The following is a 10,073-nucleotide window of genomic DNA, read 5'->3' as shown; positions in this document are numbered from 1 at the left end:
AATGCAAATCCTATTTGTTGCATAGGAATCACATTTTTTGTGAAGTTTTTCATATTATTACTATGCGCAAAAAAGGAAGTTCAAATTCGAACTTCCTTTTCTTTATCGGCAAATATCAAATTTTTTTTGATACAGCCCCTTTTATATATAATAAATTATGATAATTATTATTCAACCATATAATTCTATGTAGTCATATACTTACATACATTTATATACTGACTTTTAGTATCAACATCTAAATTGCATCCTAAATCATCAACTGGAACAGTAATTATTTCACTATCAAGCTCTTTCCACATCTCTCTTAATCCCCCATCAGAATTAAATTCTAATATATCCTTAACAAGTTCAATTGAAATAAGCGGTGGATGTTTTTTATATCCATCTATTGTTGGAAATACAGCTTTTGCTCTAGTCCTATCCATAGTCTCTCTCACTTTAATAAATGTATTTGCCTTTATTGCTGGCATATCTCCAGGCAATAAATAAAAAGCATCACACTCACCAATATTATTAATACCAATTTTAACTGAATCAATCATATTAGTTACTTCATAATTTTTATTGTAAACAAGTATAACATTTTTCTCTAAATATCCCTTTCTCTTCAGTAATCTTTCTATTCTTTCACCTTGATATCCCAAAACAAGAGTAACACTATAACTTCCCCCCATCAACATGCTATCTATACTTCGCTCTATCATCGTTTTATTATTTATTTTCATTAACGGTTTAAAGTCTCCCATTCTACTTGACATTCCTGCAGCAAGAATTAATCCATTAACCTTCATTTATAACTCTCCTATACAAACAAATTCTTATTTAAAATAACTTGCAATACCCTTTTGCTATGTTAAAATTTTCTTATAATGTTTTAAATTGAAAGTGGGATTTTAATGAACAAATTAGTTAACTTTATAAAACAAGTAAATACTCTGTCTAGTACCTTAGAAAACTATTATTATATCTATACATCAAATAATATTAATCAAAGTGATATAAAAAAATTAAAAGAATTAAAATGTGCTATAAAAACAAATATTACAGAAGATATACTCACTGCTTACAACGAAGGAGTTTCTCGTGACGATCTGTACTATATTGTAAATGCACAATCTGATGACGAAATTCGCTCTATATTTGGAAAATGTCGTTATGTTGTAAGTGATTTTTATCAATTGGAAAAAATTAATTCTATTTCAAAAGAATTAATTAAAAAAGGATTCCTAGAATCAATTGCTATTAGTTTTTCTCTTGATAATAATTCTACATTTTGCAAAGAAAATCTTTCAAAACTTTCTTTAGCACTAAAAAATGCAAATGCTATTGCTGTTCGTGGTGTTTTCTTTATCTGTAATACAACAACTGATAATGAATATATAAATTATATGAAATCAGCTTATGAAACAGCTAAAGAAATTGCTTCTACTTTACCTTGCAAAATTACTTTTATAAATTTTGGAAGTTGTATTGATAGTTTAAGTAAAGCATCACTAAAAAAATCTAACTCTGATTTACAATATATTCAGAATACAAATTTAGTAAGTTATCTCAATACAACTTCCTTTTACTCAAGATTTCTTATATCATAGAGTTTATAATATTTTATATTCCTTTTTCTGTTAAGAAATCCTTAAGAAGATTTAAGCATACAGCTTTTCTATATTCTGAAGAAACACGTCCCTTCGTTGGGACTATTTTTTTCTCATATTCACTTATAAATTTGTCCTTCATTCCTTTTGCTTCAGATAACGTTTTTCCAACAAACAATTTTTCAACTTCTTTAAACCTTAAAACAGTACCAGAAATAGCTCCAAATGCAATGGCTATATCTTTTATAATATCACCATCCATTTTTATAATACCTGCAAAGGAAACCCTTGAAATAGTAAGGGCATTTCTTGCTCCAACTTTTTTATAGTAATAATTATCAAGCCCTGTTTTAGGTAAAAGAATCTCTACTATTAGCTCATCTTTTTTTAAATCAAGTTGTTTTCTACCTTTATAAAATTCATCTATAGGAACAATTCTACTTCTATCTTTTGATGCAACAACAACTTTTGCATCTGAAACATACTCAATCAGTACAGAGTCTGCTTTAGCAGAACCATTTCCAATGTTCCCCCCCATTGTTCCAATATTTCTAATTGCAGGTGCTGCAATTCTTGAAACTGCTTCCTTCATAAGCTTCGGAACAATACTTGAATTTAAAACTTCAGTAAAGGTACATGCTGCACCTATTCTTATATAATCATTATCTTCAACTATCTTTTTCATTTCAGGCACTTTATTCAAAAAAAGATAGGTTGCACCTTCTTTATTCTCAATCATAAGGTCTGTGCCACCACAATAAGGAGTAACATTTTCAGATGAACGAATTTCTAAGGCTTCTTTAAGAGAAGTCACCATAAAACCATTTACCATAATCCATTCCCCTCCTCTGATGCAACCTTAATTGCTTTAACAATAGCGTTATATCCTGTACATCTACAAAGATTTCCAGAAATACCTTCACGAATTTGTTCTATTGTTGGATGAGGTGTTTTTGATAGTATAGCTTCTGTAGCAAGTACCATTCCAGGAATACAATATCCACATTGAACTGCTGATACAGATGCATATGCCTTATCAATAACCTTAAAACGTTCTGTTTCACGGAAGCCTTCAATTGTAACAATTTTACTTCCTTCACATCTTCCCATAGCAACTGTACAAGAATTTACTAATTCTCCATCCATTAAAATTGAGCATGCTCCACATTCACCCTCTTTACAACCGCATTTAACACCAGTAAGTTTATAATATTCACGAAGAATATCTAATAGTCTATCTGATGCATTTCCATCATAAGTAACATCTTTACCATTCAAGTTAAATTTTATATTATTACTCATCTATTCCATCTCTCCCATCAAAACTTTCATTGTATCCTCTGCAGTAAATGGTGCATGATTCAACCTTACATTTCTTCCTAAGGCTTGTTCAACAGCTTCAACATAGGCACCTGGAGCTCCAACTAGTGGCAACTCTCCAGCCCCTTTTGCACCATAAGGTCCAAATGGATATTTTTCATCAACAAACATATCAACATAAAGATTTGGAACATCAACAGCTGTTGGAATAATATAATCAGAGAATGAATTATTACGAATTCTACCTTTGTCGTCAGATACCATATATTCTGTAGAAGCATAACCAATTCCTTGTAAAAATCCACCTTCCATTTGGCCTACTACAATATTGTAGTCCATAGGTGTCCCAACATCAAAACATCCATAAGCTCCTAATATTTTTGAAAGTCCTGTGTATGTGTCAATTTCAACTTCTATAGCATTAACAGCCCAGGAATACGTCGGATAAGCATCCCCTTGGAATTTATCCAAATAAAATGGAATCATAAAATCTGGCTCAACAAATCTTTCTTCAACAATTTGGTCTTCGCCATCAACCCATTCTTTTCTTAGTTTAATTGCCGCCCTACGTAAAAGTTCTCCTACTGTCATTAAGCTTCTTGATGCAACTGTTGGACCTGAATCTGGAACAACATCTGTATCTGGATACTCATAGAAAACTTTCTCTAAAGGAAGATTTAACTCTTTTGCAACTATTTTAGGGAATGTTGTTCTTAATCCTTGTCCTATATCAGCATTTGAAGCAAGAATTTGAACTGTTCCATCTGAAAATTTATGAAGCTTCGCAACAGCTTTAATATGATCTCTTTCTCCTGATCCTGTAAATCCTGCACCGTGGAAATACATTGACATACCAATACCTTTACGATATCTTCCTGTCTGGTCTTTAGCATATTCACTATGCTTTCTTCTATAATCACAAGCTTTATCTACCCTATCAATCATAGCTGGAATTGGTACAGGGAAATGATATTCACCTGATGTTGATGTAGAATCTCCTTGTTTCACCAGATGTTCTTCTTTGAATTTAAGAGTATCTATACCTAAATCTTTTGCAACGTGGTTCATCATCATTTCAACTGAAAAGAAAGTTTGTGGTGCTCCAAATCCACGATAAGCTCCGCTTGGAGTTGTATTGGTTTTTACTGCTCTACCCCTAACATGTAGATTTAGAATATTATATATACCATTTGCACATATGATTCCACGTTGTAATACAACTGCAGATAATGTTGTATAAGCACCACTATTAAACATAACATCTATATCCATTGCCGTTACTTTTCCATCTTTAACAGCTACTTTATATGTGTTTCTTGATGGATGACGTTTTGATGTAAATTCTAAGTCTTCCCTACGCTCAAAAATACATCTTACTTTTTTACCTGTTTTAACAGCTGCCACTGCAACTTGACATCCAAGAATTGATGGGAATGCTTCTTTTCCGCCAAAACCTCCACCTGTAACATCTTGTGCGATACGTACTTTATCTGGTCCAAGGTTTAAAGCTCTCATTATGGCACCTTTAACATAATAAGGACATTGCATTGATCCATGAACAAATACTTTACCATCATCCATTACTTCAGCCATCATACCTTGGGTCTCAAGATATGTTTGATCTTGATAACCTGTTTCAAAAACCTCTTCGTAAATTTTATCAGCTTCCTTGAAAGCTTTATCAATATCACCTTTACCATATTCATAATCAAAGAAAACTGTATCAAAATCTTCTATTTTTAATACTGGAGCTAAATCTTCATACTCAACCTCGATTTCTGATATAATTCTTTCTACTTCAGTACTATCAGGTCCACAAACCATACCAATAGGTTCACCAATATATTCTACTGTTTCACGAGCATAAACAGGTGTATCATCCATAACAATATTTACATTATTATCTCCAGGTATATCCGTCTTATCAACATAATAATATCCATGTGGTAATAGTGGCAATTTTACATTGACTAGTCTTGCTTTTGCTTTTTTAGAACGAAGCATTTTCCCAAATAAAATATCGCTATTATCATAATCACCAACATAAAGAGCTTCGCCTTTTATTTTTGCACTGTGGTCTTTTTTTATAACTGACTCACTAATCTTCTCCATTTACATCTCTCCTTTTAATTATTTTTTAATTAGCTCCCTAGTAATATAGTTCTATAAATATTTATTTCACATATTACTATTTATTGCTTTACTAGGCTTTTTATTATTATTTTTTATAATAAGTTTCTCTTAATGGCATAGATGTCCTTAGCTTTCCATCTAGACGATAGTACGCGTGTGAACAAGCAGCACCAGTTGGTATCATACAAAGTTCTCCACAACCTTTTGCCCCGAATGCAAGTGGTATTTCTCCCGGTCCTTTAACAAGTTTAACTTCTAATTCTGGAGTTTCTGTTGAGCGCATCAATCCAAGAGTTCCAAGTTTTGTTTTACAATAACCATCTTCACATTTAAATTCTTCTGTTAGTGCATATCCAAGCCCCATTACCATACCACCTTCAATTTGACCTTCGACTGCTTGAATATTAACAGGTGTTCCTACATCATATGCTGCAACAACCTTTTCTACTTTGCCTTTTTCATTTAATATTACTACTTGTACACCATAACTATAACTTACATGGCGAACAGGGAATTCTTTTGTTGATGTTAATCCATCTGTCATTGGATGGTATTCACCAAAATATTCTTTACCTTCTAACTCATTAAGTGTTAATCCTTTATCTAAATCTTCTTTTAGTTTCATCGAAGCACGTTTAACTGCTTCACCAGTAACAACAGTTTGTCTTGATGCTGTACTAGTTCCAGAATCAGGAGTTTTGATTGTATCAGCCGATTCATGAATTACTAGCTGTGGTTCTAAACCTGTTGCCTCACAAAGCATAGTTTTACACATGATAGCAATTCCTTGCCCCATACATGCAGCAGAAGTTAGTACGTGCACCTTCCCATCTTTAATAAGAAGCTTACATCTACCTGAATCTATAATCCCTACCCCTTTACCACTATTTTTCCATCCTACTGCAATACCTGCATATGGATTTGATTCATAAATATCTTTTACAGCTTCTAAGCATTCAACAAGACCAACACTTTCATCGGCAATTTGTCCATTTGGCAATATTTGTCCTGGACGAATTGCATTACGATAACGAATTTCCCAAGGGGAAATACCAACTTCTTCTGCAAGGATATTTAAGTTATTTTCCATCGCAAAGCAACTTTGTGCTGCACCAAAACCACGGAAAGCACCTGAAACCATATTGTTTGTATATACAGACATTCCAAGAATATCAACATTTTGATAATTATATGGTCCAGCAGCATGAGTACAAGCTCTCTGCAATACAGGACCTCCAAGTGAAGCATATGCACCTGTATCTGCAATAATAACAGCTTTCATCCCTGTTAATATACCGTTTTCATCACAAGCTGTTGTAAATTCTATTTCCATCGGATGTCGTTTTGTATGGTATGCTAGACTTTCTTGTCTTGAAAATTTAACCTTAACAGGTTTCTTTGTATGCCAAGCCATAAGTGCTGCTAAGTGCTGAACACTCATATCTTCTTTACCTCCGAATCCACCACCAACAAGTTGTGTATGGCAATGAACTTTTTCTTTTGGAATTTTAAGCATCATAGCAATTTCTCGTTGTTCATCATATACAGATTGTCCCCCTGAATATAGAAGAATACCATCATCACCTTCTGGTGCAGCAATAGCACACTCTGGCTCCATAAATCCATGCTCTTGATGTGGTGTTTTATACTTCCTAGTTACAACATATTTAGAATTTTTTATTGCTTCATATGCATTTCCTCTAACAAGACTAGCTCTTGCCATAATATTTCCAGCTTTATGAATTAGTGGTGCATCTCCACGAAGTGCATCTTGTGGTGAAGTAATAGGTGTAAGTTCTGTATAATCAACTTCAACTAAACTACATACTTCATCTAAAGTCTCCTTATGATTTGTAGCAACAAGAGCAATACAATCACCAACATATCTTGTTATTTCACCTTCACCAATCATAACATCCCAATCTTTTTTCATATGCCCTATAACATTATCTGGAACATCTTTTTTTAATAAAATCCTTACACAATCTTGATGTTCTAGAGCTTTACTAATATCAATTTTATTTACCATTGCTCTTGGATATTTTGAACGTACAGCTTTAGCATAAATCATCCCCGGCAAATAAAGGTCATCTACAAATTTACCTGTTCCATTAACTTTTTCAGCAACATCAGGTCTTTTATATCTTTGATTCATGTGTAATTCTTTTGGCTCTTCAGGTATTTCAAGATTTTCTCTAAAAAATTTTGCAGCCATTAAAATTGCTTCTTCAATTTTTTTATAACCTGTACAACGACATATATTTCCTCTTATAGCTTTTTTGACTTCATCTAAACTTGGATTGTTATTGATATCTAAAAGTGATTTTGCAGCAATAACCATTCCAGGAATACAGAAGCCACACTGAACAGCACCAGCCTCTGCAAAACAATGTTCATAAACGCTTTTTTCTCTTTCTGTGAGACCTTCAACTGTTATTATCTTTTTGCCTTCAAATTTTGAAACCTTTTGCACACATGCCTTAAATTTTTTACCATCAACCAAAACTGTACAGGTACCACAAGCTCCTTCACTACACCCATCTTTTACTGAAGTAAATCTTAAATCATCTCTTAAAAACGATAATAATTTCTTATCTTCAGTGGTTGTATAATCTTTCCCATTTACATTTATAGTATACATATTCCCCTCCCATGTTTTTCCATTTCTTTATTTTTATTATAAAAAAATAAAAAAACAACATCAAATTATTCCTTAAAAGAACTTGATGTTGTTTCATTTAATTTTATCTAGATTCTTGAAAAATATTATAAAAATGACTTACTGCATATTCCTTTATATCTTTTTCATATTTTTCATACTTCTTTAAAAACTCTTTTCCTTTCTGTGATAAGACTGTCTTTCCTCCACGTCTTCCACCATGTCTTCTTTCCACAACACTATATCCTAATGCTTCTTCCATTTCATTAATCATACTCCAAGCTTTGCCACATGAAAGAGCCATATATTTACATGCACCTTTTACTGACTGTGTCTCTTCTATAAGTATAAGTAAAAGCTTTGCCCTAGAGTTAAAAAAAGCAAATTCCTTTTCTATGCTTATCCTAATAAACGGATGTAAAAGTTCTTCATTATGTAAATGTACAAGTTCATCTATCCTTTCAATTCTTTCTACATCTAATAAAATTCCCTCATCATTTACTTCTAAGTAATCTTTTTCTGTGATTAGTTCTTTTATTGCTCCTCTCATACCTTCTTTACCATCATATGTAAGTATTTTAGGTATAATCGAGCTATCCAAAAGAAGTGGATGCCCTGTACGACCTTGATATGATGGAATAACCAACTCCTTGTCCATTTCAATAAGATTTTTTATCGTATTAGAATTATACATAGGAACTGTAACAGGTGTAAAAACAACTTTTTTACACTTATCCTTTAAAAAATCAAGCCCAATCTTTGCAGAATATAATTTATCTGAATTCTCAAATTTTTCATTTCTCAAAAATACTACTCCATAATCTACAAGATGTTGTTCAATTTCAACAGACTGAAAACCTGTTATAACAACAATAGGAGAAATACCAGCTTGCTGAAAAGTTAAAACTAACCTTTTTATTATTGAGATAGAACCAATTTTAAGCAAAGGAGATACTTTATAACTTGTATTTCCAGCCGCTACAATTATTCCGCCTATATTATCCATTTTTACCTCCATTTAACATATCTTTTAAATAAAATGCTATCACCTTAAATTCTATATGTCAATATTAACCACTTTTTATAAAACATTATTTGCTATTACTACAAAACTATTTCATAATATATAAAAACCATCTATGCTTTACATAAAAGAAAAAGACAGACCGTTGTCTGCCTTAATAAATATTAGTTAATATTTATTTTTTCTATAAAAATATTTGTAGACATTATAATTTATTTTAACCTTATCAACATACTTTTTTGTTTCAGCAAATGGTATATACGTTAATACATCCCCATCAGGTGAATATCTTTCATCTTTAAGCCATTTAGTTACATGACCACTTCCTGCATTATATGCAGCTAAAATAAGGTCTAAACTTCCAAATTCACCTTCAAGATTTTTAAGATACCAACATCCAAATCTTATATTTATTTCCTCATCAAAAAGCATATCCGGAGTAAAATCTTCTACCCCAATTTCTTCTGCAACCCATTCACCAGTACTATCCATAATCTGCATTAATCCTTTAGCTCCTCTATTCGATTCTGCTTTAGGATCAAAATTACTTTCTCCTTTAATTACTGATAGTACCAATAATGGATCTACATCGTATTCCACACTATATTTATCTACATATTCTTTATATTTGTATGGAAAGAAAAAATTCTTCACTCCACATCTTGTTATAAAAAACATCGTTACTGCAACTAAAACTACCACTAATAATTTTTTATAATCCATTTTATATCCCTACTTTATATTGCTTTTAAAAACTCTATAAGTGATTCAACCTGCACCTTAGTCTTCAGTAAAGTATCATTATTTTCAATAATAATATTAGCAAAATCTTTCTTTCTCTCTAAAGGCATTTGTGCATTTATTCTATTTATAGCATCTTCTCTAGATAAAGAATCTCTACTTCTCACTCTTTGAAGTTGTGTATTTGAATCTACCCAAACTAAAATAACATAATCCATCTCTTTATGCAAATCATTTTCTATTAAAGTGGGTGCATCAACTATTACCTTTTTTTCGCCTTTTTTCTCTAATTCTTTTAATTCATCTTCTATTTCTCTTATTATATAAGGTAGAATCAAAGCCTCATATTTAATTCTTTGTTTAGGAAATCTAAATATATGATTTCCAAATTCTTTACGACGGAATTGGCCTCTCCAATCGAAAAAACCAACTCCAAAGTCTATCTTTACTTTCTCTAAAATCTCAGGATATTTTTCTAAAACGCTTTTAGCTATAATATCTGCATCAATTATAGGAAAACCAGCTTCTTTTAGCATTGCAGATACTGTACTCTTCCCAGAGCCAATACCACCTGTTAATCCTATCTTAATCATATTTACCC

Annotated in this window: 9 protein-coding genes; 1 reads left to right on the top strand and 8 read right to left on the bottom strand. The window is 31.9% G+C overall.

Annotation, left to right across the window (positions count from 1 at the left end):
• Positions 1 to 185: 185 nt before the first annotated feature.
• A complete protein-coding gene (locus H8S10_RS13725; protein ID WP_055264795.1) occupies positions 186 to 794 on the bottom strand; it encodes a nucleotidyltransferase family protein in 609 nt (202 codons plus the stop codon).
• Between the two features lie 105 nt (positions 795 to 899).
• Here H8S10_RS13725 and H8S10_RS13720 point away from each other — a divergent pair, with 105 nt between their 5' ends.
• The gene (locus tag H8S10_RS13720) at positions 900 to 1,595 is read left to right on the top strand and encodes a hypothetical protein (protein ID WP_186839253.1); all 696 of its coding nucleotides are present in this window, start codon (positions 900 to 902) and stop codon (positions 1,593 to 1,595) included.
• A 13-nt stretch (positions 1,596 to 1,608) separates the two neighbouring features.
• On the opposite strand, the gene H8S10_RS13715 is transcribed toward H8S10_RS13720, so the two are convergent.
• The 7 genes from H8S10_RS13715 to coaE all read right to left on the bottom strand — a co-directional run bounded on the left by H8S10_RS13715 (position 1,609) and on the right by coaE (position 10,065).
• Positions 1,609 to 2,427, bottom strand: a complete 819-nt coding sequence (locus tag H8S10_RS13715) for an FAD binding domain-containing protein (protein ID WP_186839252.1) — start codon at positions 2,425 to 2,427, stop codon at positions 1,609 to 1,611.
• Positions 2,421 to 2,897 (bottom strand): (2Fe-2S)-binding protein, encoded by a 477-nt coding sequence (locus H8S10_RS13710; RefSeq protein ID WP_055264789.1) that lies wholly within the window; start codon positions 2,895 to 2,897, stop codon positions 2,421 to 2,423. The genes H8S10_RS13715 and H8S10_RS13710 overlap by 7 nt, the downstream gene beginning before the upstream one ends.
• Positions 2,898 to 5,027: a xanthine dehydrogenase family protein molybdopterin-binding subunit gene (locus tag H8S10_RS13705; RefSeq protein WP_186839251.1), complete on the bottom strand. Its 2,130-nt coding sequence runs from the start codon at positions 5,025 to 5,027 to the stop codon at positions 2,898 to 2,900.
• Positions 5,028 to 5,133: 106 nt separating this feature from the next.
• A complete protein-coding gene (xdh, locus tag H8S10_RS13700; RefSeq protein ID WP_186839250.1) occupies positions 5,134 to 7,689 on the bottom strand; it encodes a selenium-dependent xanthine dehydrogenase in 2,556 nt (851 codons plus the stop codon).
• A gap of 103 nt (positions 7,690 to 7,792) precedes the next feature.
• Positions 7,793 to 8,713, bottom strand: coding sequence for an NTP transferase domain-containing protein (locus H8S10_RS13695; RefSeq protein ID WP_186839249.1), 921 nt, complete (start codon positions 8,711 to 8,713; stop codon positions 7,793 to 7,795).
• Between the two features lie 186 nt (positions 8,714 to 8,899).
• Positions 8,900 to 9,454, bottom strand: a complete 555-nt coding sequence (locus H8S10_RS13690) for a lytic transglycosylase domain-containing protein (RefSeq protein WP_186839248.1) — start codon at positions 9,452 to 9,454, stop codon at positions 8,900 to 8,902.
• Positions 9,455 to 9,468: 14 nt separating this feature from the next.
• Complete coding sequence (gene coaE / locus H8S10_RS13685) at positions 9,469 to 10,065, bottom strand: dephospho-CoA kinase (protein WP_055264779.1); 597 nt, start codon at positions 10,063 to 10,065, stop codon at positions 9,469 to 9,471.
• Between the last annotated feature and the right edge of the window lie 8 nt (positions 10,066 to 10,073).

It is taken from the genome of Clostridium sp. NSJ-49 (genome assembly GCF_014287725.1).
GTDB lineage: Bacteria > Bacillota > Clostridia > Clostridiales > Clostridiaceae > Clostridium > Clostridium disporicum_B.
This window is presented reverse-complemented; position numbering and strand designations above follow the sequence as displayed.

Excerpts from the sequence above, each read along its gene's own strand:
- H8S10_RS13705 (WP_186839251.1), bottom strand. The coding sequence starts at position 5,027 with ATGGAGAAGATTAGTGAGTCAGTTATAAAAAAAGACCACAGTGCAAAA.
- xdh (WP_186839250.1), bottom strand. The coding sequence starts at position 7,689 with ATGTATACTATAAATGTAAATGGGAAAGATTATACAACCACTGAAGAT.
- H8S10_RS13710 (WP_055264789.1), bottom strand. The coding sequence starts at position 2,897 with ATGAGTAATAATATAAAATTTAACTTGAATGGTAAAGATGTTACTTAT.
- coaE (WP_055264779.1), bottom strand. The coding sequence starts at position 10,065 with ATGATTAAGATAGGATTAACAGGTGGTATTGGCTCTGGGAAGAGTACA.
- H8S10_RS13725 (WP_055264795.1), bottom strand. The coding sequence starts at position 794 with ATGAAGGTTAATGGATTAATTCTTGCTGCAGGAATGTCAAGTAGAATG.
- H8S10_RS13720 (WP_186839253.1), top strand. The coding sequence starts at position 900 with ATGAACAAATTAGTTAACTTTATAAAACAAGTAAATACTCTGTCTAGT.
- H8S10_RS13715 (WP_186839252.1), bottom strand. The coding sequence starts at position 2,427 with ATGGTAAATGGTTTTATGGTGACTTCTCTTAAAGAAGCCTTAGAAATT.
- H8S10_RS13690 (WP_186839248.1), bottom strand. The coding sequence starts at position 9,454 with ATGGATTATAAAAAATTATTAGTGGTAGTTTTAGTTGCAGTAACGATG.
- H8S10_RS13695 (WP_186839249.1), bottom strand. The coding sequence starts at position 8,713 with ATGGATAATATAGGCGGAATAATTGTAGCGGCTGGAAATACAAGTTAT.